Annotated in this window: 19 protein-coding genes; 8 read left to right on the plus strand and 11 right to left on the minus strand. The window is 71.6% G+C overall.

What is annotated here, in order from left to right:
* Window position 1: 1 nt before the first annotated feature.
* On the minus strand, window positions 2-7,033 hold the full coding sequence (locus LK06_RS03050) for a type I polyketide synthase (RefSeq protein ID WP_043407624.1): 7,032 nt from the start codon (window positions 7,031-7,033) through the stop codon (window positions 2-4).
* 411 nt (window positions 7,034-7,444) lie between these two features.
* On the opposite strand from LK06_RS03050, the gene galU reads away from it, so the two are divergent.
* Window positions 7,445-8,398 carry a UTP--glucose-1-phosphate uridylyltransferase GalU gene (gene galU / locus LK06_RS03055; protein ID WP_039654119.1) on the plus strand — a complete coding sequence of 318 codons (954 nt, stop codon included), beginning with the start codon at window positions 7,445-7,447 and terminating at the stop codon, window positions 8,396-8,398.
* A 71-nt stretch (window positions 8,399-8,469) separates the two neighbouring features.
* Complete coding sequence (locus tag LK06_RS03060) at window positions 8,470-8,988, plus strand: hypothetical protein (protein ID WP_043407621.1); 519 nt, start codon at window positions 8,470-8,472, stop codon at window positions 8,986-8,988.
* A gap of 289 nt (window positions 8,989-9,277) precedes the next feature.
* On the opposite strand, the gene LK06_RS03065 is transcribed toward LK06_RS03060, so the two are convergent.
* The 4 genes from LK06_RS03065 to tuf form a co-directional block, all read right to left on the minus strand.
* Window positions 9,278-9,730, minus strand: a complete 453-nt coding sequence (locus LK06_RS03065) for a DUF4442 domain-containing protein (protein ID WP_039654121.1) — start codon at window positions 9,728-9,730, stop codon at window positions 9,278-9,280.
* Between the two features lie 119 nt (window positions 9,731-9,849).
* Window positions 9,850-10,035, minus strand: coding sequence for a hypothetical protein (locus LK06_RS03070; protein ID WP_039654122.1), 186 nt, complete (start codon window positions 10,033-10,035; stop codon window positions 9,850-9,852).
* 156 nt (window positions 10,036-10,191) lie between these two features.
* Window positions 10,192-11,037, minus strand: coding sequence for a spermidine synthase (locus tag LK06_RS03075; protein WP_039654123.1), 846 nt, complete (start codon window positions 11,035-11,037; stop codon window positions 10,192-10,194).
* 30 nt (window positions 11,038-11,067) lie between these two features.
* Window positions 11,068-12,240, minus strand: coding sequence for an elongation factor Tu (gene tuf, locus LK06_RS03080; protein WP_039654124.1), 1,173 nt, complete (start codon window positions 12,238-12,240; stop codon window positions 11,068-11,070).
* Window positions 12,241-12,731: 491 nt separating this feature from the next.
* Between tuf and LK06_RS03085 the strand changes: the two genes are divergently transcribed.
* Together LK06_RS03085 and LK06_RS03090 are read left to right on the plus strand one after the other, a co-directional pair.
* Window positions 12,732-13,502 (plus strand): TVP38/TMEM64 family protein, encoded by a 771-nt coding sequence (locus tag LK06_RS03085; RefSeq protein WP_039654125.1) that lies wholly within the window; start codon window positions 12,732-12,734, stop codon window positions 13,500-13,502.
* A gap of 401 nt (window positions 13,503-13,903) precedes the next feature.
* Window positions 13,904-14,098, plus strand: a complete 195-nt coding sequence (locus LK06_RS03090; protein ID WP_043407618.1) for a hypothetical protein — start codon at window positions 13,904-13,906, stop codon at window positions 14,096-14,098.
* Between the two features lie 224 nt (window positions 14,099-14,322).
* Here the strand turns inward: LK06_RS03090 and LK06_RS03095 are convergent, their stop codons facing one another.
* Entirely contained in the window at window positions 14,323-15,189 is an 867-nt protein-coding gene (locus LK06_RS03095; protein WP_039654126.1) for an alpha/beta fold hydrolase, read from the minus strand.
* Between the two features lie 432 nt (window positions 15,190-15,621).
* Here LK06_RS03095 and LK06_RS32975 point away from each other — a divergent pair, with 432 nt between their 5' ends.
* The 3 genes from LK06_RS32975 to lnt all read left to right on the plus strand — a co-directional run bounded on the left by LK06_RS32975 (window position 15,622) and on the right by lnt (window position 18,779).
* Window positions 15,622-16,356 (plus strand): hypothetical protein, encoded by a 735-nt coding sequence (locus tag LK06_RS32975; protein WP_159025156.1) that lies wholly within the window; start codon window positions 15,622-15,624, stop codon window positions 16,354-16,356.
* A gap of 169 nt (window positions 16,357-16,525) precedes the next feature.
* Window positions 16,526-17,020 carry a nuclear transport factor 2 family protein gene (locus tag LK06_RS03105; RefSeq protein ID WP_174673800.1) on the plus strand — a complete coding sequence of 165 codons (495 nt, stop codon included), beginning with the start codon at window positions 16,526-16,528 and terminating at the stop codon, window positions 17,018-17,020.
* Between the two features lie 184 nt (window positions 17,021-17,204).
* Window positions 17,205-18,779 carry an apolipoprotein N-acyltransferase gene (gene lnt, locus LK06_RS03110; RefSeq protein ID WP_039654127.1) on the plus strand — a complete coding sequence of 525 codons (1,575 nt, stop codon included), beginning with the start codon at window positions 17,205-17,207 and terminating at the stop codon, window positions 18,777-18,779.
* Here the strand turns inward: lnt and LK06_RS03115 are convergent.
* On the minus strand, window positions 18,697-19,608 hold the full coding sequence (locus LK06_RS03115; protein WP_039654192.1) for a Gfo/Idh/MocA family protein: 912 nt from the start codon (window positions 19,606-19,608) through the stop codon (window positions 18,697-18,699). The genes lnt and LK06_RS03115 overlap by 83 nt on opposite strands.
* Window positions 19,609-20,118: 510 nt before the next feature.
* On the opposite strand from LK06_RS03115, the gene LK06_RS03120 reads away from it, so the two are divergent.
* Window positions 20,119-20,427, plus strand: coding sequence for a hypothetical protein (locus tag LK06_RS03120; protein ID WP_308355500.1), 309 nt, complete (start codon window positions 20,119-20,121; stop codon window positions 20,425-20,427).
* Window positions 20,428-20,544: 117 nt separating this feature from the next.
* Here LK06_RS03120 and LK06_RS03125 read toward each other — a convergent pair whose 3' ends face one another.
* From LK06_RS03125 to LK06_RS03140, 4 genes are all read right to left on the minus strand, one after another.
* Window positions 20,545-21,075: a hypothetical protein gene (locus LK06_RS03125; protein ID WP_039654131.1), complete on the minus strand. Its 531-nt coding sequence runs from the start codon at window positions 21,073-21,075 to the stop codon at window positions 20,545-20,547.
* A gap of 175 nt (window positions 21,076-21,250) precedes the next feature.
* On the minus strand, window positions 21,251-21,934 hold the full coding sequence (gene ung / locus LK06_RS03130; RefSeq protein ID WP_039654132.1) for a uracil-DNA glycosylase: 684 nt from the start codon (window positions 21,932-21,934) through the stop codon (window positions 21,251-21,253).
* Window positions 21,935-22,025: 91 nt separating this feature from the next.
* Complete coding sequence (locus LK06_RS03135; protein WP_039654133.1) at window positions 22,026-23,603, minus strand: ABC transporter substrate-binding protein; 1,578 nt, start codon at window positions 23,601-23,603, stop codon at window positions 22,026-22,028.
* A gap of 202 nt (window positions 23,604-23,805) precedes the next feature.
* Window positions 23,806-24,567: an SDR family oxidoreductase gene (locus tag LK06_RS03140; RefSeq protein WP_039654134.1), complete on the minus strand. Its 762-nt coding sequence runs from the start codon at window positions 24,565-24,567 to the stop codon at window positions 23,806-23,808.
* Window positions 24,568-24,595: the final 28 nt, after the last annotated feature.

A 24,595-nucleotide genomic window follows, 5' to 3' on the forward strand; every position in this document is an offset into this window, starting at 1 on the left:
CTCACCATTCCGATGCGGTGTAGACGACGGCACGGGCCGACGGGTCACCCCAGGCCAGTTCCCGGAGCAGGGCCGCGGTGCCCTCCTCCGGATCGATCAACCGCACCCCTCGGCGGACGTACTCACGTCCGAGTTCCGCTCCGACCATGCCGGTGTGGGCACCGGACGGCGCCCAGGGCCCCCAGTGGACGGTCAGCACCCGATTGCCGGTGCGGACGGCCCAGTCCGTGCCCAGCGCCTCCAGCGCGTCGTTCGCGGCAGCGTAATCGGCCTGGCCCCGGTTGCCGAGAACGGCGGCGATGCTGCCGAACAGCACGGTGAAAGCGGGCGCGCCGGGCAGGTCGCCCAGGGCGGCGAACAGTGCGGAGGCCCCGGCCGTCTTCGTGCCGTAGACCCGCTGGAAGGATTCAGGCGTCTTGTCTGCGATCACCCGGTCCTCGATCACCCCCGCAGCAAAGACCACGGCGTCGAGGCGGCCGTGCTCGGCGTGGATCTCCTTGACCGTCCGCAGCACCGCGTCCTGGTCCCGGAAGTCCACCGGGCGGTAGTGTGCCGCGCTGCCGAGCGAGCCGAGTTCGGCGAGGGTCGCGGTGATCTCCCGCTGGGCGAGGATCAATTCGGCGGTCCGGTTGATCCCGGCGGGCTGCGACGCTCCCGGCCGGGCGGCGAGCGCCGCCCTCAGTTCCGCCGGAGTGCGGGCGGCGGCGGTATCCGGGGCCTCGGGGCCGGTGGGCGCAGCGGTGCGGCCGAGCAGCTCGATGCGGCACCGGCAGGCGCTGGCCAGTGTGGCCGCGAACTTCGCGGTGATGCCCCGGGCGCCACCGACCAGCAGAATCACCGAATCCCGGTCGAGGCCGAGCGCGGCGGCCTCGGCGGCGCCCTCCCCGGCGGGACCGGCGCCGGTACTGCCGAGCGGACCGAGCGGCGCGGGCACCAACCCGGGTGCCTCTCGGCGTCCGTCCGCCGTACGCAGGACGACGGCTGCCGGCTCCGGGGCGAGCAGTTCGGCGAGCACGGCGTCGGCGACGGTCGCCGCGGAGGTATCGGGCACGGCCACGACCCGGGCGAGCAGGTCCGGGTACTCGCGGACCACGGTGCGGAACAGGCCGTCCAGCCCCGCCGACCGCAGCGCCCCGGCCCGGTCAGCGGCCCGCACGGCCAGCAATCGACTCGGTCCGCACGCCAGTACCGTCTTGAGCATCGGGAAGGCGTCCGGCAGCACCGGGCGGTCCGGACCCGGTAGCGCGCCCAGGTACACCACTCCGTCGAACGCACCGCCGGCCACGCTGCCGGCCACACCGCCGGGCGTGCCGAGGCCCTGACTCGGGTCCAGAAGCACGGCGTCGGCACCGTGGTCGGCGAGCCGTGCGGCGACCACGGCCGCCGCACCCGTACCGTCACCGACAGTGCGAGCGCCGCCGCTGCTCGCATGGCGGGAGTCGCCCGGCGCCCCGCTGTCCCCGCCGGTGCCGCCGCCCTCGCCCGCGCCGCCGTCGAGAACGACGAACCGCAGGCCGGACAAGGTCGGGGAGGGCTCTTCGATGGGGTCTGGGGACGGCTCCGGGAGGGGGACGGGCCGAAGCTCGAAGCGCTGCGGAGCCACCCCGACAGGGGCGTCGACGGCAAGGGCGGCCGGGGCACCGGAGGCTGGGGACTTCGACGCTTCCGGCTGTGCCCCGACCTGTTCTCCCCGGCTGCCGGCGGCGTTGGCGCCCGCCCGTGCGGTGAGCCAGTCCGTCACCGCCGCGGCCGTGCGCGCCGTGGCCAGTTCCTCCAGCTCCGTGTCGTCCAGGGACTCCGCCCCACCTGCGATGCCCAGCCGCTTGGCCAGTTCGCCGGCTATCTCCGCCCGTTTGATCGAGTCGATGCTCAGGTCCGCCTCCAGATCGAGCCCGGGCTCGATCATGTCGACGGGGTATCCGGTGCGCTCGCTGATGATCTCCAACACCACCTGTGCCACATCGCCCACCGGGCGGCCGTCATTGGTGGCCTCCGTCGGCTCCGTCGCTGCGACGGGCACCTGGACGGGCGGTGCCACCGGCACGAGCGGCTGGGGCACGGCCGGCGCCGTCGTCGGGGTGCCGAAGTAGGCGAGCAGCACATCGCGCTGAGCTGCGACCATTTCCCGGCTGGTGCGCAGGAATTCGGAGATCAGGGCGTCCCGATCGGCGGGGACGCCGTGCGGCTGGTCGGTCGTCACGGTCGTCTCCAGAACTCGTCGGGCCGGTGCGAGGGCACCGGGGAGGAGCGCTCCGTCGGCGGTGCGGACGAGCTGTCCGTCCACCGTCCAACCGAGCCGCTCGGGCACCGGGGCGCGCAGCGCGTCCACGGCGTCGCGGCCTTGGAACAGCCACGCGGTACGCACGGGCAGCCCAGCGACCGCGAGTCGGGCGAGCGCGTCGAGCCAGCCGCGCAGACCACTGTCGGAACGGGGTTCGCAGGCCACCGTGCGGTGCGGGCGGTCCCCGAGGATTTGCCCGACGAACCGGGTGAGGACCGTGCCCGGACCCGCCTCGACGAAAATCCGCGCACCCGCCTCGTACATCGCCTCGATCTGTGCGGTGAACGCGACCGGGGCACCGATCTGCGCCGCGAGTTCGGTGCGCACCGCGTCCGCGTCCTGCGGGTACGGGGCGGCGGTGCGGTTGCCCCACACGGGGAACTCAGGCGCACGGACCGTCTTGGTCGCGAGCACCCTCCCGAAGGGCTCCCCCGCCTTGGCCACCAGCGGGCTGTGGAAGGCGCAGGCCACGGGGATCCGCTGAGCGCCCAGGCCGCACCTGCGCAGCAGGCGCACAGCGCTCTCCACGTCGGCCGTCGGTCCGGAGACCACCGTCTGCTCGGGCGAGTTGAGGTTCGCGACCACGACGGTGTCGGGCGCTCCGGCCGTGCGCAGCGCGCGCCGGACGTCTTCGGCCGGGGCTCCGACCGCGGCCATGGTGCCGGGGTCGTCGCCCGCTGCCGTCAGGATCGCCGTTGCCCGATCGACGCTCAACTCCAGGAGGGTTTCCGGGTCGAGGGCACCGGCCGCGGCGAGGGCGACCAGTTCTCCGTAGCTGTGTCCGGCGGCCATGTCGGGGTGGACACCTGCGGAGGCGAGGAAGGTGTGGGCGGCGAGCCCCGTGACGCCGAGCGCGGGTTGCGCCGCCCGGGTGTCGGTGAGAGCGGCGCGGCGGCGTTCGCGACCGGCGTCGTCGAAGGCCGCGGGCGGATAGATGAGGCCCGCCTGGGCAGGGGCGAGACTCAGGTGGTCGCGCAGTCCGGGGAGGGCGATCAGCAGGTCGGCGAGCATGCCCGTGCGCTGGCTGCCCTGGCCGGGGAAGAGTAGGGCCGTCTTGCCGTCCACGGGCTCGGCGAGGTGGATCCCGGCGGCCGGATCGTGCTCCCCGGCGAGTGCCCGCCGCAACTGTGTGGTGAGTTCGTCGACGTTGCGGGCCACGACCGCGGCCCGGACCGGTTCGTGCGAGGTGTCGGCACGACGGGCCGCGGCGAGGGCTAGGTCGCGCAGGCGCCAGGGGCCGCCGTCCGTCTCGGCGGCCCGGAGGACCTGTTCGGCGTCCCGCCGGGCTGCCGTCGTGTCCCGGCCCCGGAACAGGAACAGTTCCGCGGGCCACGCGTCCAGCGCCTGGTGGGACGGTATGGCGTCGCCGTGAGCGGCCAGTACCACGTGGAAGTTGGTGCCGCCGAAGCCGAACGCGCTGACTGCCGCGAAGCGTTCCGCGGCCGGTGCGGCCCAGGGTTGGGCGCGGGTGTGGAAGGCGAACGGACTGTCCTCCTCCGTCCAGGCCGGGTTGGGCCGTTCCAGGTGCAGGGTCGGCGGCTTGATCCCGGTGTACAGCGCGAGGGTCGCCTTGATCAGACCGGCGAGCCCGGCCGCGCATTTGGTGTGCCCGATCTGCGACTTGACCGAGCCGAGTGCACAGCCACCGTTCCTGGCTCCCGCCTCCGTGAACACCTCGCCGAGCACGGTGAGTTCGGTGCGGTCTCCGACCACGGTGCCGGTGCCGTGCGCCTCGACTAGGCCGACCTCGGCGGGAGACACTCCGGCGTGGCGGTAGGCACGCTCCAACGCGGCCCGCTGGCCCTCGGGGTGGGGGGCGGTCAGGCCGCGGGAGCGGCCGTCGCTGGCGGAGCCGAGGCCCTTGACCACGCCGTAGATGCGGTCGCCGTCGCGTTCGGCGTCCGCGAGCCGTTTGAGGACCATGCAGGCGACCCCCTCGCCGAGGGCAATGCCGTCGGCGGAGGCGTCGAACGCGCGCGACCGGCCCGTCGGGGAGAGCGCGTGTACGGAGGAGAAGAGGACGTAGTCGCTGATGCCGTTGTGCAGGTCGGCTCCGCCGCACAGTACGACGTCGCTGGTGCCGCGGAGGAGTTCCTTGCAGGCCACGTCCAGCGCGGCGAGGGAGGAGGCGCAGGCCGCATCGACGGTGTAGTTGGTGCCGCCGAGGTCCAGGCGGTTGGCGATCCGACCGGAGATGACGTTGGCGAGCATGCCGGGGAAGGAGTCCTCGGTCAGTCGTGGCAGCTGTTCTTCCAGTTGGTCCGGGACCGTGCCGAAGTACGAGGGGAGGACCGTGCGCAGGTTGACGGCGGTGGAGAGGTCGCTGCCGGCTTCGGCACCGAAGACGACGGAGGTCCGGGAATGGTCGAACTCCCGTCCCTGATCGCCGTATCCGGCGTGTGCCAGTGCCCTCCGGGCCACTTCCAGGGAGAGTAGTTGCACGGGCTCGATACTGCGGAGGGAGGCGGGCGGGATGCCATAGCGCAGTGGATCGAAAGGGATGCGGGGCAGGAAGCCGCCCCACTTCGACGTCGTGCCGTCCGGGCGGTGGTGCACGGCGGGGTCCCAGCGCTCGGGCGGGACCTCGGTGACCGCGTCGTGTCCGTAGACGATGTTCGACCAGAAGGTAGTGAGGTCGGGAGCCTGCGGAAACATGCAGGCCATACCGACGATCGCGATGTCGAGCGGTGTGGGTGGCGCCGGTTCGTCCGTGGCACCGCGGCCCGTCCGTGGGGCGCATGTGGTCAGCAGGCTGGCCGCCCCCTCGGTCACCGCGCGGTGCAGGGCCGCCACGGTGGTGGTATCCGAGCGCAGCACCGCGACCTCGCCGGCCATGAACATCCCGTCGACCAGCTGCTGTCTCTCGTCGACAGCGCGCAACTCGCCGCTCTCCGTGCGTTCCACCCCCTTGCTCGCCATGCGGAGACGGCCCACGTTGAGGCGTTCCAGGGTTTCCCAGACCTCCCGGTCGGGAATCCCCTCCGCCCGTAACGCCGCCTCTCGCTCGCGATAGTTGAGGGTGAAGGGGCTCGGCACACAGCGCGTCGCGTGTCCGGGTGCGGTCTCCAGCAGGGCGGTGTGGGTCGCGGCGAGCACCTGCCGCTGGAAGAGGGGCCGGATGGCACCGTGGGCCACGGCCTCCTCGGTGAACAGGTAAGCGGTGCCCATCAGCACACCGACGGCGGCGCCCCGGACGGTGAGCGGTGCGGCCAGGGCGGCGACCATCGCCGCCGACCGCTCGTCGTGAACGCCACCCGCGAAGAACACTTCCAGCCGCCGGGCCACGGTCTCGTCACCAGCACCAGCCGCTGCGTCGATGTCGTCCAGGAAGTCCAGCAGGACGCCCAGTTGAGCCTCCCAGAGCGGGAAGGAGGCCCGGGGGCCCACATGACCGCCGCACTCGGACCCCTCGAAGACGAACCTGCGCGCGCCGGCATCCAGGAACTGCCGCAGCAACCCCGGTGAGGGGACGTGCAGGAAGGTGCGGATCCCTGCTTGCTCCAGCGCCTCCGCCTGGGCAGGCCTGCCGCCTGCGATGACCGCGTGCGTCGGGCGCAGTTCCCGTACGGCTTCGAGTTGCGCGTTCCTCGTTTCCTCGGGCGCGAACCCGAGCACGCCCACGCCCCAGGGCCGTCCGCCCAGCACGGCGTGCGCCTCGGCGAGCATCGACCGGGTGCGCTCCGCGTCGGCGAGAGCCAGTGCCAGGAACGGCAGCGCGCCGTTCTCGGCGACGGCGGCGGCGAAGCCCGCCTGATCACTGACCCGGGTCATCGGCCCCTGCGCCACCGGTAACCGCGTGCCGAGGGCCCGGCTCATCGCCGAGCCGGGCCGAAGGGCGTCGGCGGGTCCGGGAACGTCTGCCTCTGGCAGCTCCCCCACTCCGACCAGGTCATGCATGGCCGCGGACACCTCCCGGAGCACCCCTCGCACGTCACCGCATCGTTCGGCGAACCGGGCGGCGAGGAAGCCGTCCTGGCCCACGGGCAGGAATTGGCGGCGCAGGTCGTGGGCACCCAGCAGCGGAGCGACTGCCTCGGGGGCGTCGGTGGGCGGGCGCGGGGCGTCCGGTCCGCGTCGGAGCAGTACCCGGTGCCCGCCCAGTACCACGGTCTCCGAGCCGTCCAGGGAACGCACGACCGCGCGTACCGCCTCGGGCAGCGAAGATTCGACCAGCAGGGCCAGCTGACTGTCGAGGACCACGCCGGCTGCTCCACCGGCCACGGCGGCAGCCGCCGTACGGGGACCGACACCTCCGCAAGCCCAGATCGGAACGCCTGTCAACTCCTCATCAGCCAACAGGTGTTGCAGCAGAACGAAGCTGCTCAGCGGGCCGGTCCGGCCGCCGCTCTCGGCGCCCCGGGCGATCAGTCCGTGAGCACCTGCGCGGGCAGCCGAGCGCGCCTGCCCCAGGTCGGTCACCTCCGCCAGCACCCGCCACCGTGAGGCGAGTGCGGGCAGGTTCCAGGGCGTTTGCGCGTTCCGGGGAGCCCGGGCGGCGAGCACGACGGTGTCGGGTCCGTCGCCGAGTTCATCAGGGCTCAGGGCACAGCGTCCGGTCACGCGCACCCCGAAGGGTCTTGGCGCGGCCCGTCTGAGCCGGGACAACGCTTCGCGGGCTCTTCGGTCTCCGGTGCCCAGGTCGAGGACGCCGAACCCGCCTGCGGCGCAGACGGCGGCGGCAAGACCCGCATCGGGTTCGCCGAAGGGAGTAATGCACAGAATCAGGTCGCGGGCGCGCACAGGGGAGGTCATGATGCTCCGGCACAATCGGCGAGACAGCACGGTGGGGGGTTGTGCGGCGGGACACTCTGGTGCGAGGCACCGGAACCTAGCGAGGTACTTACTCACGGGTCAACAACGCCGCACCCTTTTCGCGAGCGGTGGCCCTGATTCGGCCAGTGCACCGAATCTCCGCAATCTCCCAAAACCGGGCAATCGCCTGCACGGCTGAGCACGGGCGAGGGTGTGCGGGACCGCTGGAGTCGGCACGGCATACCGTCACACGCGCCGAATCGCCCGCAGCCGCTGCGGCACGACCGCAGATTCCGCGAGTTCTGCGAGGACTGTCACCGCCCCCTTCCGCACGCCCAGTGGCGCGTCTTTCACAGTCGGTTCCCATCCTTCTCCGGGTGCGCTCTCATCGGCGTGTTCCAGGCTGGGCGCATGATCGCCCCCGACTCAACAGCGGCGTCCGCCTCTGCCCCTACGGTTCGCAAAGCGGTCGTGCCGGCCGCCGGTCTCGGCACCCGGTTCCTGCCCGCGACCAAGGCCACGCCCAAGGAAATGCTGCCGGTCGTCGACAAGCCGGCCATCCAGTACGTCGTCGAGGAGGCCGCTGCGGCCGGCCTGGACGACATCCTGATGGTCACCGGGCGGCACAAGAGGGCCATCGAGGATCATTTCGATCACGCCTTCGAGCTGGAGCAGGCACTGGCCACCAAGGGCGACACCGTGCGCCTGGACGCCGTGCGCGATCCGGCACGGCTCGCCGACATCCACCACATCCGCCAGGGCGACCCGCTCGGTCTCGGACACGCCGTACTGTGCGCCCGTCACCACGTCGGGAACCAGCCCTTCGCGGTACTCCTCGGCGACGATCTGATCGACCCTCGGGAGACCCTGTTGAGCCGCATGCTGGAGGTCCGCGAGCGCTACCGAGGGAGCGTGGTCGCATTGATGGAGGTCGATCCGGCGCAGATCCACCTCTACGGCTGTGCAGCCGTGCACCCGACGGGCGAGGAGGGCGTCGTACGCGTGACCGGCCTGGTGGAGAAACCGGCGGCCGGCACCGCGCCGAGCCGGTACGCCGTCATCGGCCGCTACGTCCTCGACCCGGCGGTGTTCGAGGTCCTGGCGCACACGCCGCCGGGCCGCAGCGGCGAGATCCAGCTCACCGACGCCCTGCAGGGCCTCGCGGCGGCCGGCACCGTCCACGGGGTCGTCTTCACGGGCCTGCGCTACGACACCGGCGACAAGGCCGACTACCTGCGCACGGTGGTCCGTCTGGCGTGCGCCCGCCCGGACCTCGGACCGGAGTTCACCGGCTGGCTCAAGGAGTTCGTGTCCGGTCTGGAGGACGGCGGGACCGCGGTCGGGCAGGGCCACCGAGCGGCCTGACCGGTGCGGCCGCGGGCGGCGGCAGCGGGGGCGGTTCGAGCTGCCGGAAGAGACCTTGGCATTATGCAAACATGAAGGGAACAAGCACGCGCCCCCACACCGTCCTGGCGGTTTCGGTGTCCACGGCACTCGTCCTGCTGACCGCCGGCTGTTCGCAGGACGTGCACACCGGCGCCGCCGCTACCGCGCCCGCGGTGTCCGCCGCCGCCCCGGGCCAGGTCAGCGTACGCACCTCCGGTGCCGACCTGACGATCACCGACGCGGTGGCACACCTGGACCGTTCCGGCGACGGCACCCTGTCCATGACCGTGCGGAACGACGACGGCGTTCCCGAGCATCTCGGGATGGTGGCCACGCCGGACAGCGGGCGAGGTGTCCTGGTCGGAGGCAAGGCGGCGAACGGGAACGGATCACTGTCCACTGCGGGGATCCTGTTGCTGTCCGGTACCAGCGTCACCTTCGGCGGCCACGGGCCGCGCGTCCTGCTCCACCACGTGCACGGGATGACCGCCGAGCACACCTTGCCGCTGGCCCTTCAGTTCGGTGTGGCCGGACTCGTGCACTTCCAGGCTCGCGTCGCCTCGTCCTGAGCCCCGTACCTCTGATTCCACCCACCGGCAAGGGCCCGTCCCCACCGCGGGGTCGGGCCGACGGGCCGTTGCCGAGGACCGTGCCGGCGAAGGACCCTCCGCGGACGGGCGAAGGACCCGAAGCCCCGCCACCCGTGGCTCGGTGCGTCACACACGGCAGCCGGGCGGGCGGCCCCGGTGGAACGGGTGCGTCAGGCCCGCCGCTCCCGCCCCGACGCCGGTCAGCTGGCCGGCTGCGGCTTCGGTAGGCACAGCTCGTCCCCCGGCAACCGGCCCCACCGGTCTCGCATCACTCGTTCAGCCGCAGCGTCCACACCACGCTCATCTCGCCGGTCACGGCCCCGTCCGCACGCTGGATGGCGATGCCGACCGGAAACTCCGGCCGCCCACCCGCGTCGAGCTCGGCGACGACCTCGGACGCCGGGCGGCCCAGGGTCGCGGTGGCCGTCACCGCTCCCATGGCCAGCTTCTTGTAGCCGATCTCGGCCCGCACCGCGAGCGGCACCGCACGGGAGAGCTGGTCGCCGAAGGCCTTGAGCACGATCGCGCCACTGGCGGACTCGGCCAGGGTGAACATGGCGCCGGCGTGGGGGCCACCGATGTGGTTGTGGAATTCCGGCTGGTCCGGCAACCGGAGCACCGCCCGCTCCGGGGTGACCTCGACGAACTCCAGGTTTAGGGTCCGCACCATCGGAACCGCGGCGGCCAGCATGTCGCCCATCGAGGCGCTTTCAACTGTCATGGGCAGGATGTTACCGGCGAGTAGAATGGCTGGCCACCCCGCTCTCACCGCCTCCTCACCGAGCCGCGGTCACCGAACCGGCAGCTCGCGGCCGGACGGTGTCCGGCGCCGCACTTGGGTTACCGATCACGTGGCCAGACCAGCAGCCGCCAGGGGACACACGCAGCCCGCAGCACAACCCGTACCGGCAACCGGGTCACCAACAGCCGAATCCGTACCAGCAGGCCGGATCCCAGCAGCACCAGCAGGCCGGCCAGCACGGGCAGTTCGGGAAGCGGCCGCAGGCCGGGCCGCCGTGGGGACAACCTCCCACCGCACCCGCCCCCAGCCTCCGCAGGACGGTGGCAGCCGTACCAAGCTGATCGCGATCATTGCGGCCACCGCGGCCTCGGTCACCGCCCCCACGCCCGACGTGCCCGTTCGGGGCAGCGCTGCTCCGGCCGCCGATCGATCGTCCGGAGTCAGCCGATGCCGAATGCCCCGTCAGGGGGCTCGGGCGAGGGCACGGCATCGGCTTCCGCGACGGGCCGCGCCGATCCGGTGAACTCCCTCGCACCCGGGCCGTGTTCGATCCTCGCCGGAAACGCGTCCGCCGCAACACGGCGAGCCAGCGTGGCGATGTCCAGAGGGCGGTGCGAGGCCACGAGCACCGCGTTGCCGAACCGTCGCCCGCGCAGCACGCCCGGTTCGGCGATCAGCGCGATCTCCTCGAACACCGCCCCGAAAGTGGCCAGTTGCGACCGCAGGAAACCGAACGGTGCCGCGTCGGCGAGGTTGGCCAGATAGACCCCGCCGGGCCGCAGGACGCGTTCGGCCTCCCGCGCGTAGGCGAGCGTGGTCAGGTGGGCCGGGACCCTGGACCCTCCGAAGACATCGGCGATCAGCACATCAGCACGGTCGTCCGGCGCGGCCTCCAGCCAGGCCCGGGCGTCGGCGGCGTGCAACGCGACGCCCGATTCCGGCGGCAGCGGCAGATACTCGGTGACGAGTTCCAGCAGCCCCCGGTCCGCCTCGACGACATCCTGTCGGGAGCCGGGCCGGGTGGCCGCCACATACCGGGGCAGCGTCAGTGCACCCCCGCCGAGGTGCACCACGTCCAACGGGCGGCCGGCCTCGGCCACGACGTCCAGGACGTGCCCGAGACGCCGCGCGTACTCGAACTCCAGATGCGCGGGATCATCCAGATCGACGTACGACTGCGGCGCCCCATCGACCGTGAGCAGCCAGGCCCGCTCCCGGTCGACGTCGGGCATCAGCTTCGCGGTGCCATGATCGGTGGCCCTGGTCACGGGTATGGCTTCAGTCACGAAACCATTGTCACCGCTGTAGCCGGACCGCTACGCGCTGACGGAGACTACGGTCCCCGCACCCACCGTCCTGCCGCCTTCGCGGATGGCGAATCCCAGACCGGGCTCCAACGGCGTCTTACGTCCCAGCTCCACCGTCATCTCCACCGTTTCCCCGGGCCGGGCGACACCCGCCTGCCCGAGGTCGACGCGGCCCCCCACATCCGCCGTGCGGATGTAGAACTGCGGCCGGTACCCCGTGAACACGGGAGTCGAGCGGCCCCCCTCCCGGCCCGAGAGCACGTACACCCGCGCCGAGAACCGCCGGGCGGGGACCACGCTCCCGGGCGCCGCCACCACATGGCCCCGCCGTACTGCGTCGCGCGGAACACCCCGCAGCAGCACGGCGACGTTGTCCCCGGCCTGGGCCTGCTGCATCGGCTTGCCGAACGTCTCAAGTCCGGTGACCACGGTGTCGACGTCCGCGCCGAGCACCGCAACCCGGTCCCCCGGACTGAGCGTCCCCCGCTCCACGGCACCCGTGACGACCGTGCCCCGGCCGGTGATGGTGAGCACGTTCTCGACCGGCAGCAGGAACGGCGCGTCCAGGTACCGCTCCGGCATCGGTACGTAGGCGTCCACCGCATCGAGCAGCGCCTCGACGGACGCCGTCCAACGTGGGTCGCCCTCCAACGCCTTGAGCCCCGACACCCGCACGACCGGAACGGAGCCGCCCGGATATCCGTGTGCCGTGAGCAGCTCGCGGACCTCCAGCTCCACCAGTTCGGCCAGTTCCTCGTCGCCCGCGTCCGCCTTGTTGAGCGCGACGACGATGTGGTCGACGCCCACCTGCCGGGCGAGCAGCACGTGCTCGGCGGTCTGCGGCATGATCCCGTCAAGCGCGGAGACCACGAGGATCGCCCCGTCGAGCTGTGCGGCCCCGGTGACCATGTTCTTGACGTAGTCGGCGTGGCCCGGCATGTCCACGTGGGCGTAGTGCCGGGTGTCGGTCTCGTACTCGACGTGCGCGATGTTGATGGTGATCCCGCGGGCGGCCTCCTCCGGGGCCCGGTCGATGCGGTCGAACGGCACGAAACTACCGGTGCCGCGCTCGGCGAGGACCTTGGTGATGGCGGCCGTCAGGGTGGTCTTGCCATGGTCGACGTGCCCCATGGTGCCGATGTTCAGGTGTGGCTTGGTGCGCACGTAGGCGGTTTTGGACATGGCTGTACCTCGAAGCCTCTCCAGTCGTACGGGAATGCGGGACCCCGAGGACTTGCCGACCCTCCCCCTGCGGGGTCCGCCGGACGATCCGGGGAGGGTCAGCTTCGGGCGCCGTCGACAGCGGCGAAGAAAAGCGGGACGGCAGCCTTCGGGGCACCCGCCACGGCGGATGCTGCGCGAGGGAAGGCGTACCGGAACATGGCGTCGATCATCGCCGGTGGTTCGCCCGACGTCGAATGCTTTTTGTCCGGCCGACGGGTCCGAAGGGCGCCGTCAGGTCCCCATGCTCTTGAGCGCCTCACGGACGGTCAGTGGAGCGAACCGGCCCGGTTCCCTCGCCAGGCCGGATCGGCGGCGGACGTACAGAGCCGTCGGCCGTTCCAACACGGTGCCGGCGAGAGCGCTGTGCGTCCCCGGGGCGGGACCGCGCGCGTGACGGTCATGAGACGAACCATACGGCGATCACCGCGCGAGTCGGATAATCTCGCCGGATGCTCGACGCCACCGACCGCTCCGGAGGTACCGCCACCGCCGCTCTTCCGGCTGCCGCAACGGAACTCGTCGTCCCCCTGCCGCCGCCGCGCGCGGGGTTCGCGACCCGCTGGACGCGCGCGCTGGTGTCCCCCTACGCCCGGCTGTCCCTCCTGCTCGCCCTGCTTGCCGGGGGCGCGGGGTGCGTCCTGCTGTGTGAGCCGCAGCAGTTGCTCGCACAGGGCTGGCCGCCACAGCTCGGCGGCGTCGCGGCGGCGCCGGTGTTCGCGCTGGCCTACGGACTGTGCACCCTGTCGTTCGTGCCGCGCCCCCTGCTGAACCTGGCGGCAGGCGCGCTGTTCGGCGCGGCGACGGGGCTGGCGGCGGCGCTGGCGGGCACGGTGGTCGGGGCTGGGATGGCCTTCGGTCTCGGTCGTCTCCTGGGGCAGGACGCACTGCGCCCGCTGCTGCGGGGCCGCTGGCTGACGGCCGCGGACACACAGCTCAGCCGGCACGGGTTCCGGTCCATGCTGGTGGCGCGGCTCTTCCCGGGTGTGCCGTTCTCGGCGGCAAACTACTGCGCGGCCGTCTCCCGCATGGGCTGGCTGTCGTTCCTGCTGGCCACGGGCCTCGGATCGATCCCCAACACGGCCGCGTACGCGGTCGCCGGGGCCCGTGCCTCGGCACCGACGTCACCGGCCTTCCTGATCGCGACGGCCTGCATCGCCCTACCGGCGCTGGCGGGGACGCTGGTTGCCTGGTGGGGGCGCCACCGCCTGCGCGGCCGGTGAGCCACCGCAGGCCCGCCGACGCCTGCGCGCCGAGCGCCCGCCCGGTCCCCGGGAACGGTCAGGTCCTCTCCAGAAGGCGGTGCCGGCGGTGACGTCGGCGGGCCCGACAGCCGCCGCATAACCCGCCCCGGCCACCCCGCCCCACCTTCAACCTGCACCGCTCCCCCACCCCCCTCGTACGCGTCGAGCCGCGCGCACGCCCCGAACCTCCCTTGCCCGGAAGGCTCTTCGGCCCGACGCCCTGATCGACGCTGCCCGGGAGCCGCACGGGCCGCGCAGGAGCGGGCCGCGGCAGCACGCCGGTTCGCACCCGCCCCCGCCCCTCGGCGGTGACCAAGCCCATACCTTCTGAGTAGCTACCCGGTAGCGCAGTGTCAGCACCTGCCCCTAGGCTTGTCCGCATGTCCCCCGAATCCACGCCCTTTGGTTCCGTGCGCTCTGGTTCCCTGCGCTCCGCCGCCGAGGTGAACGAGCGGATACGCGCGCTGTGGCTGCGGGCGGGCGGCACCCTGTCGTCCCTGGAACGCGCGGAATACGAACTGTTGGTGGTCGAGTGGGCCGAAGCGGTCCGCGGAGAGGTCATCAAGGCGGCCTGAGGTGCTGGGCCTCCCCGGGTGGAAGCGGCATCCCGGCGGGAGCCGGGGCGGGCGACCGAGTGGACCGTTCTCGACGGCGAGCCTGGTCTCCCAGCCCAGCCCGACGCCCCGACCGCACCGGTGCGTCACCCACGGGACGGACCGCCCGGCCCAGGTCAGCCCCCGCTCACGCACCGCCCCGGGGCCCTGCCGCATCGCTGCGGTCCCGCCCGGCCGACGCCTAGCTAGGACCCGTCGGCGCCGACGGTTGAGTCGAGGAAGGACCGCACCTCCCGGTTGAACACGTCGGGGTTCTCCCAGAACGCGAAGTGGCTGCTGCGCTCCTGCAGGATCCGCAGGACGGCTCCGGGAATGGCCGAGGCCACCGACCGCGCGGCATTGACGGGGATCACGCTGTCGCTCCCTCCCATGACCAGCGTCGGAACGGTGATCCTGGGCAGGATGTCACGCCAATCCTGCATGACATTGTCGAGCAGCAGCCTGCCTGCGTACTCCCGGGGCAGGAGCAGGTTCTGGGCGAGGACCCACTGGCGGTCGGCCTCCTCGGCAGCCGGCGTCCACATGGCCTCCAGGAAGCCGGCGCTGAGTGTCTCGGCGTCCGAACGCGGGTCGCGCAGCCCCGAGACGACTTCGGCGATCTGCCCGAGGCCGTACAACGCGCCGACGCGTTCGGCGAGGCCGTCAGGCCAGTATGGCTGCTGGACCAGCACGGCGGGCTCGTCGAACAGCACCAGGCGCGCCAGTCGGTCCCCACCGAACAGGTCCCAGTAGGACCAGGCCAGTGCGCAGCCCATGGAGTGGGCCACCCAGACGACATCGGTGAGGTCCAGGAGCCCGATGACCTGATGGATGTCGGTCGCGAGGCGAGCGATCCGGTATCCGTGATCCGGCCGGGCGGAATCACCGTGACCGCGATGGTCGAGCGCGACGACATGGTGTGTGCGCGCGAAATCGGCGATCTGGTACCGCCACTGCGCGGCGGTCTGTGACCAGCCGGGAACGAGCAGCATGTCCGGACCGCTGCCTGCCTCAAGGTAGTGCAACCGGACCCCGTCGTTGGTCGTGACGAAGCCACTGCCCGCGCCGCGCATCCCGTCCTCCTCCGGCACAGCCGCGACGCCTCACGGCGTCCCCGCACAGGGGGACGCAGCGAGCCTCGGCCGATGCGTCACCGCCGCGGACCCGGGATGCGATCATGCCGACGCCCACGATGTCGATCAAACTCCCACGCCGACCGCACCGCAGGTGAGGTGCCCACGCCGCGCATTCAGCCCGGTCGCCCCTCCTCGGGGGTCTAGGACCGCGTCGGGCTCCGGCGTGCCGGGCCACTCATACCCGGCCCAGTACCAGACCCCTCGTAACAGACCCCTCTACCGGGTCGTCACGGCCGGCAGCGTCGGGCCGGTGCCACCGGGCGGACGGCTGCCGTACCGGCGGATGCCGGTCGCGTCCGTCCGGTATCCGGGTGGAGAAACCCCACGACCGTGTTGCGCGGGATGGTGGCCCGGAACAACAGGGGGGTGATGTCTGCGTCCGGCCGATCCGACACGACGCCCGACGGCGGGGACAGTCGTGCGGGTCGTGCCATTCTCGTCATCGTGCTGCTGGCCTTCCCGATGCTGAAGGTCGCCTGGACCCTGGGGGGCAGCGCCGAGGCCAACGAGGTGTTCCTGACCATGGGCGTCGGCAGTTGGCCCGACGCCCTGACCGGACTGTTGTTGACCGACGCCCTCCTCGCCTCGATGGTGGCGGTCGTCGTCTGCCAACTGATTCCGGCGCGGTTCCGCCGGGCACCGGTGTCCCGACGGTCCACCACGGGGCGACTGGCGGCCCTCGCGCTCACCGCGCCGCTTGCGGTCGGCATCATCGTAGGGGCCCTGTACGGGCCAGGCTGGGGCATCGCCACCACGTTGACGGCCTACGCCCTGCGCACGGGGGAGGCGCTGTCCCACGGCGACCGGACCGCCGCCTGGCGCCGGAAGACCGCTACGGCGGCCTCGGCCCTTTCCCTGGGCATCGTGGCCCTCGTCCCGTTCGTCTCCCTCGCCGCCTGCCTCGACGGCCGCGCCTGGGGGCCGGTCCTGGTCTGCGACGTGGACGCGGGCGAGGGGTCACGGCGCCAGCGGGTCATCGAACTCCGGCGGACCGGTCCGGGAGTCGTCGGCTGGGACATCCCCGATCGGGAGGTCGTCAACGGCGTCCATTGCGCCCGCTCCGATGACCAGCAGGTCCGGCCTGCCTGGTGGCAGAAGTGGTGAGCGTACCCACGTGAACACGCCAGAACGCCGGAACACCACACACCACCGCCTGTCCGGACACCGGAACACCACACACCACCGGATGAGCCGGCGCCTGGGCGCCAGGACCACCGGATGTTCACACGCACGCCCTCTTGGCTCTTGGCCGCAGGTGCCCAACACTGTGCCGATGACGCAACGTACCGAGTTGGCGACCGTGGTGGACCGGCTGGCCGTCGACGAACTCGTCACCGAGTACGCGGTGGCCGTGGACGACGGTGACTGGACGACGTACCGGCGGCTGTTCACGGCGGACGGACGGGCCGACTACCGTTCGGCCGGCGGCATCGAGGGCGACGCGGATCAGGTCGCCGGCTGGCTCGCCGGAAACCTGACGTTGTTCGCCGTGCGACAGCATCTGATCGTTAACCGGCAGGTGCGGTTCGGCCTCCTGGAACACGACACCGGCGACACCGCCCGGGTGCGGGCCGACTACCTCAACCCGATGCGGTTCGCGGACGACGCCGGCCCCGGCCGCAGCCCCGCCGCACCAGACCTGGTGTGCGGCGGCCGCTACGACTTCGCGCTGCTGCGCACACCGGAGGGCTGGCGGTTGCACGGGGTGACCGTGGAGGAGAAATGGCGCCGGCTGCCGGGCAGGACCCCCACGAACGTCACCGACTGAACCCGGCCGGCCAGGGCGCCGGCGCCGACCCGGCCCGACCTGCCCGGGCAGTCCTCGCCCGGCGGGCCGCGGCCGGCGGGCCGCGGCCGGCCACTACCGCGCACGGGTCCCGACTCAGCCCCCTGTCGTAGATCGCTCCCGACGCGCACACTGGAGCCAGCGCTCGGTGGGGAGGAGGTTCCGTATGGGGGTGATCGACCGGCTGACGGCTTCCTCCTGGCAACGCTCCGGGGTCGCCGTCCTCACGGGCGCCCTGCCCGTGCTCGCCTTCCCGGCACCGTCGCTGTGGTGGTTCGCCTACGTGGCCCTGGTCCCGTGGATCCTGTTGGCACGCTCGGCGCCGACCGGGTGGCGCGCCGCCTGGGACGGCTGGTGCGGTGGCTTCGGTTACCTGGTGGCCGTGCACCACTGGCTGCTGCCGAGCCTGCACGTGTTCATCTTCCTGATAGCGGCACTGCTGGGCGCACTGTGGGCGCCCTGGGGCTGGCTGGTGCGCCGGTTCCTCGGCGGCGCACCGGCCCCGGGCAGGGGCATCGCCGCACTGCTGGTGTTGCCGTCCGCCTGGCTGGTGGTGGAACTGGTGCGCTCCTGGCAGGGGCTCGGCGGCCCCTGGGGCATGCTCGGTGCCAGCCAGTGGCAGGTCGGCCCGGCTCTGCGGCTGGCCTCCGTCGGAGGGGTGTGGCTGCTCAGTTTCTTGGTGGTGGCCGTCAACGTGGCGGTGGCCGAACTGGCGTCCGTGCCAGGTTCGCGGCGGCCCGCGGTGGCCGCGCTGGTCGCCACGGCCACCGCGGCCTCGGCCGCGTGGGCGTGGGCACCGCGTCCGCGCGTCGACGCACGGGTGCGGATCGCGGTCGTCCAGCCGGGCATCGTGGACGGCCGGGACAGCGGTGAGCGGCGTTTCGAGCTTGAGGAGCAGCTGACCCGCCGGCTCGCCGGTCAGGGCGTCGACCTGGTCGTGTGGGGCGAGTCCAGCGTCGGATTCGACCTCGGCGACCGACCGGACCTGTCCCGGCGGATCGCCAGCCTGTCCCGTGCGGTCGGCGCCGACGTGCTGGTGAACGTGGACGCCCGCCGCTCCGACCAGCCGGGCATCTACAAGAGCTCGGTGCTGATCGGCCCGAACGGCCCGACCGGCGACCGCTACGACAAGATGAGGCTGGTCCCCTTCGGCGAGTACATCCCGGCCCGGTCGCTCCTCGGCTGGGCCACTTCGGTGGGCAGGGCCGCCGGTGAGGACCGCCGGCGTGGCACCGCGCAGGTCGTGATGAACGTGGGGCACGGTCTGCGAATCGGTCCGCTGGTGTGCTTCGAGACCGCGTTTCCGGACATGAGCCGGCACCTGGCCCAGGACGGGGCGGACGTCCTGCTCGGCCAGTCCTCCACCTCGTCCTTCCAGAACAGCTGGGCGCCGGAGCAGCATGCGTCGCTGGGCGCGCTGCGAGCCGCCGAGACGGGCCGCCCTATGGTGCACGCGACCCTCACGGGTGTCTCGGCGGTGTACGGCCCGGACGGGCAACGCGTCGGTCCCTGGCTCGGCACCAGCGCGAGCACGGCCCACGTGTACGACGTACCGCTCGCACACGGCACCACGCCGTACGTGCGTTACGGCGACTGGCCGGTGCACGGCGCCCTGCTGGTGCTGGGCGTCCTGTGCGTGGCCGAGTTCGTGCGGGCGATCAGGCGGCGCCGCAGTGGTCCCGAACCGCTCGTACCACCCTCTCGCACAGCTCATGGGTCGCCAGTGCGTCCCGGGCACTGAGCACCCGGCCGGCGCGCACGGCGTCGAGGAAGGCGAGTACCGCCTGCTCGATGCCGCGCTGACGGGCCACCGGCACCCAGTCGCCGCGCCGCCGCACGGTCGGCTGTCCCTTGTGGTCGATCACCTCGGCGAGGTTGAGCACCTGGCGCTTGGTGTCCTGCCCGGAGACCTCCAGGGTCTCCTCGGTGGAGCCGCTGAGCCGGTTCATCACGCCGAGAGCCGTGAATCCGTCCCCGCCGAGTTGGAGCACGACGTGGTGGAGAAGCCCGTCACCGGTGCGGGCGCGCACGGTCACGTCGTCGACCGGGCCCGGCGCCAGGAAGCGCAAGGTGTCGACGACGTGGATGAAATCGTCCAAGATCATCGAGCGCGGTTCCTCGGGCAGCCCGATCCGGTTCTTCTGCATGAGGATGAGCTCGCGCGGGTGTTCCAGACACTGTGCGTACCCGGGGGCGTACCGACGGTTGAATCCGACGAACAGGGAGACGTTCCGTTGCTCGGCGCGTTCCACCAGCCGCTCGGAGTCCGCGAGTTCGTAGGCGAGCGGCTTGTCGACGAACGTCGGTACGCCCGCCTCCAGCAGCCGGGTGACGATCTCCGGGTGGGCAACGGTGGGCGCGTGCACGAAGGCGGCGTCGAGCCCGGCAGCCAGGAGCGAGTCCAGGGTCGTGTGCCGCTGTTCCCGCGGCAGGTGCAGGGAGTCGGCAACCCGGGCGAGGGTGGCGGGAGTACGGGTCTGCAGGTGGAGGTCGATCCCCGGCTGCGTGCCCAGCACCGGGAGGTACGCCTTCCGTGCGATGTCCCCGAGTCCGATGCAGCCGACCTTCACGTGTTCTCCCCTGCCGCTTGCCAGCTTCTTCCCTGCCGGAAGCATACGGGGGCCGCCGGTCGGCGATTCCGACGGAGCCGCACGGGAGGGGGCCGGTCCGGTCTTCGGCAGCGCGCCGACCACCTCGTACCGGAGCGGTCTCACGGCGGGCGGCGTCATCGGCGAGGACCACACCCGACACGACGGCCACGGCGACCCGATCCGCAAGCGGGCCGGGAGCACGACTACGGGACGGACGTCACCCCCGCACCACGAAGACCTCCCTACGGGGCACGAGATCACCCGTCCGGGCCATCAACCTCGACTCCCTGGTGCCAAGTAGGGGGTCGACCCAGCAGAGTTGCGCGCGTGCATCGAACGACGACCATCGCAGCGCTCCTGGTCACCGTGGCTGTCTCGGCCCTCTCCGGCTGCGTGACGGTACAGCACCCGGCGGCACCCGGGGCCCCTCCGAATGCGGGGCCGTCACGGCCGACGGCCCCCCGGCCGAACGGCAGCGCGGAGCCTCGGGTGGTGCAGGCACCTGCCCTGGAAGCACTGGAGATGGTCGGCCCCTCCCGGCAACCGGAACACGTCGGGCCGACGGCCGCGCAGCGGCGCCCGGCTGCTCCCCCGACCGCGCACCGGCGGCCGTCACCGCCGCTGCGACCGCGCCCCCGCCCGCACCCGGACCACCCCCGGCGGTCGACCGGCGACCTGCCCGGACTGTCGCAGCCGGTCCCGAGGGCCCCGGACGTGTGCGCGCTCGGCAAGAAGTACGGCGGCTGGCGCGGGGACAGCCCGGAGGCAGAAATCTGCGAGCAGACGTACGGCCGCTGAGCCGGCCGGGCACCCGCACGGTCCGGTGTTCCAGCGCCCGGTGTGGAACGGATGCCGGGTCGCCGACGCGGCCCGCCTCCACGGCCGCGGCGGCCATGGTGGCACCAGGGGTACCCGCTAGCTCGGCCGCTGTCGTGGTGGGCCCCAGCCGTCGCCGTCCGGGCAGCCGCCCTCCCGGCCGTCCTCCGCAAGTCGCAGCTCCAGGCGGCTGATCGCGGCCCGCACCCCGTTGCCGTAGCCGTCGTCCGCCAGGTCACCCGCCGTGCGGCGGGCCCGGCGCAGGTGGCTGTGGGCTGCTTCGGCACGGCCGAGCTTGACGTAGTCGGCGGCGAGGTTGAGGTGCAGGGAGGGGAAGAAGCCCCGGACGCTCGGCGGGGTGCCGTCCGTACGACAGCCGGACACCTCCTCCGCCGCGGACAACGCCCTGAGGTCCCAGGCGAGTTCGTCCACCGGATCGTCCTGGGTATCGGCGAGGTAGTGGGCCAGGGTGCAGCGATGCAGCGGGTCGCCGTCCTCACCGATCTCCGCCCACAGCTCCAGCAAACGGCTGCGGGCCTCCTCGCGGTCGCCGCCGTGGTGCAGCATCACGACCTGCCCGATCCGCGTCAGCACGGCGTCCGGTGCCGTCTGTTCCTGTCGCTCCGCCACCGCGTCCTCCGGGCCGTCGTCAGCTGTCCGCTTCCGACGCTAACCGGCCCCACCGGAATTCCCGGTCAGGCTGCGCCACACGGCACGGCGCCGCGCACCGAGTGCCGGGCTCCAGCCCCGCCCGGTGTTCGCCCGCCCGGGCGGGCGGGCGCTTCGGACCATGTCCCCGCGCCGGTCAGCCCAGTGTCGGCAGGCGCCAGTCGATGGGCTCGTGGCCCTGCCGGGCGACCGCCTCGTTGATCTGGGTGAAGGGACGGGAGCCGAAGAACCTCTTCGCGGACAGCGGCGAGGGATGCGCGCCCTTGACCACCACGTGCCGCTTTGCGTCGATCAGCGGGAGCTTCTTCTGCGCGTAGTTGCCCCAGAGGACGAAGACCGCCGGGTCCGGCCGAGAATCCACCGCGCGGATCACGGCGTCCGTGAACTTCTCCCAGCCCTTGCCCTTGTGCGAGTTCGCCTCGCCGGCCCGGACGGTGAGCACCGCGTTGAGCAGGAGCACGCCCTGCTGGGCCCAGGGCATCAGATAGCCGTTGTCCGGGACCGGCAGGCCCAGCTCCTCCTTCATCTCCTTGTAGATGTTCCGCAGGGAGGGCGGGGTCTTCACGCCCGGGCGGACCGAGAAGCACAGACCGTGGCCCTGGCCCTCGCCGTGGTACGGGTCCTGACCGAGGACCAGGACCTTGACCTGTTCGTACGGCGTCGCCTCCAGCGCCGCGAAGACCTCCTCGCGCGGCGGGTACACGGGGCCGTTCGCCCGCTCCTGCTCGACGAACTCGGTCAGCTCCTTGAAGTAGGGCTGCTGCAGCTCGTCGCCCAGAACCCCGCGCCAGGACTCGGGCAGCATGGCGATGTCGATCACGTCAACGTCCTCACGATGTGCGGTCACTTGCAGGCTTCAGAACCTACAGGCGACCACTGACAACCGGTGCCGGAAGGCCGGTTGCCGGGGCTCACCAGCTGGTCTTGCGGTGCAGCGTCCACATCATCATGATCGTGGACGGGTCGAGGGACTGCTCCCCGCCGGAAATGTCCTCGCTGGCCGCGATGTACTGCCGTCCTTGCCACAACGGGATCAGCCGGGCGTCGTTCACCAGGATCTGCTGCGCCTGTTCCATGTCCTTCACGGTCTGGGCGCGATCGCTCTCCGCACGCGAGTGGGGCAGCAGCTTGTCCGTGATCTCCTTGGACGGGTAGGGCGTGCCCAGCGCGTTGTGCTCGCCGACGAAGGGGGCGATGAAGTTGTCCGCGTCGGGGAAGTCCGGGAACCAGCCGCGGCCGAACACCGGGTACTCACCCTTCTGGTACCCGACCACGTAGGTCTTCCAGGGGCGTCCCTTGATCGTGATGGTGAACAGGCCGGAGGCCTCCAGCTGCCGCTTCAGCTCCTGGAACATCAGGGCCGTCTCGGAGCCGTAGCGGTCGGTGGTGTACCAGAAGGTGAGCGGGACGGGCTGGGTGATGCCCGCGTCGGTGAGGATCTTGCGGGCCTTGGGGACGCTCGGGTTGCCGTAGTCGTCGAAGAAGCCGGTGGTGTGGCCGGTCAGACCGGTGGGGACCATGGAGTACAACGGATCGACGGTGTCCTTGTAGACCTTGTGCGCGATCGCACTCCGGTTGACGATCTGCGCGATGGCCTTGCGCACGGCGGGCCGTCCAGCCCAGGGGTCCTTGGGGTTGAACACCAGGTAGCTGATGTCGACGCCGGCGCCGTCGATCAGTTCCAGGTCGGAGCTGCCGTGCTGCTGCAGGGCCAGGATGTCGTCGGCTGCGAGACCGCGGTAGGTGACGTCGATCTGCTTGGCCCGCAACGCCTTAACCATGCTGGACGAGTTCTGGAAGTAGCGGATGGTGACCGCGTCGTTCTGCAGCTTGGCGAAACCCTTGTAGTTCTTGTTGGCCACCAGGGTGACCTGCTTGCCCTCGTCGTACGACTTGATCTTGTATGGTCCGGAGCCGAAGACCTTGTTGTCCTTGCGCAGCGAGTTGGCCGGGTAGTCGTCCGGGTCGACGATCGACATGGCGGGCGTGGCCAGCACGAACGGGAAGGTGGCGTCGGGCTTGTTGAGATGGAAGACGATCTCGCGGTCACCGGACGTCTGGATACGGTCCAGGCTGCCCAGCAGTCCGGCGGGCCCGCTGGGCGCGTTGATGGTGCGGATCCGGTCGATGGAGTGCTGGACGGCCTCCGCCGTCAGGGGTGCGCCGTCGGCGAACTTCAGGCCCTCGCGCAGCGTGCAGCGGTAGGTTCGGCTCGTCGAGTCGGTGAAGGAGCAGCTCTGGGCAGCGTCAGGTTGGGGGGTGGTGGCGCCGTTGGGGTAGGCGAGGAGCGTCTGGTAGATGTTCCGGTACAGCTCCCAGGAACCGTCATAGGCACCGGCGGGGTCCAGCGTGCTGGGGGCACTGGTGGTTCCCACGATGATGGGCCCCTTGTTGTCGGGACTGCCGTCGGACAGCAGACTGCAACCCGCAACCAGGGATATGGACGCGATCGCCGCGACTCTCCGCAGGAATCGGTTCCGGTTGAACACGCGCACGCTCCTCGATCTGCCATGCCAAGGGTCGGCAGACCATACCGCAGCGTCCGGGCGGATGAACCCACCCGTGACCAGGTCTTCTTGATCGATTGAGCTATGACGACGTTGTCATCCCACGGTATGTATCCCGAACGGCGTTTCGGGCGCCGTTCCGCGGGGAAACAGCGCCCGAAACAGACGTCCAGAACGTGGACGGTCAGCCCACACCGGCGTTGAGGAACATGCCGCCGTCCACCACGAGCGTCTGCCCGGTGATCCAGGCGGACTGCCCGGAGGTGAGGAAGGCGGCCGCGCCGCCGATGTCGGAGGGCACGCCGAGCCGGGCGAGCGGGTAGGCGGAGGCCGCCTCTTCCTCTCGGCCCTCGTACAGAGCTTGGGCGAACTTCGTCTTGATCACGGCGGGGGCGATCGCGTTGACCCGCACCCCGGGCGCGAACTCGTGCGCCAGCTGCTGGGTCAGGTTGATCATCGCGGCCTTGCTGACGCCGTAGGCGCCGATGAACGGCGAGGGCGCGAGGCCCGCGATCGAGGCGATGTTGACGATCGTGCCGCCGTTGTCCTTCTGCCAGGCGTGCCAGGTCTTCTGGGCGAATCCCAGCGCGGAGATCACATTGGTCTCGAAGACCTTGCGGGCGACGTTCAGGTCGAGGTCCGCGATGGGGCCGAACACTGGGTTGGTGCCTGCGTTGTTGACCAGGTGGTCCAGGCGGCCGAAGGCCTCCATGGTGCGTTCGACGGCCTCGCTCTGGTGGTCCAGGTCGTGGGCCTTGCCGGCGACGCCGATGACCCGCTCGGCGCCGAGCCGTTCGGCGGCCTCCTTCAGGGCGTCCTCGTTGCGGCCGGTGATGCACACGCGGTCGCCGCGGGCGACCAGGGCCTCGGCGACGCCGTAGCCGATGCCGCGGCTGGCGCCCGTGACGAGGGCGACTTCGCCGGACAACTCCGGGAGTTCAGTCATGTCCATGTTCCTCTGTGTTCCCAGGATG

The organism is Streptomyces pluripotens (genome assembly GCF_000802245.2).
GTDB lineage: Bacteria > Actinomycetota > Actinomycetes > Streptomycetales > Streptomycetaceae > Streptomyces > Streptomyces pluripotens.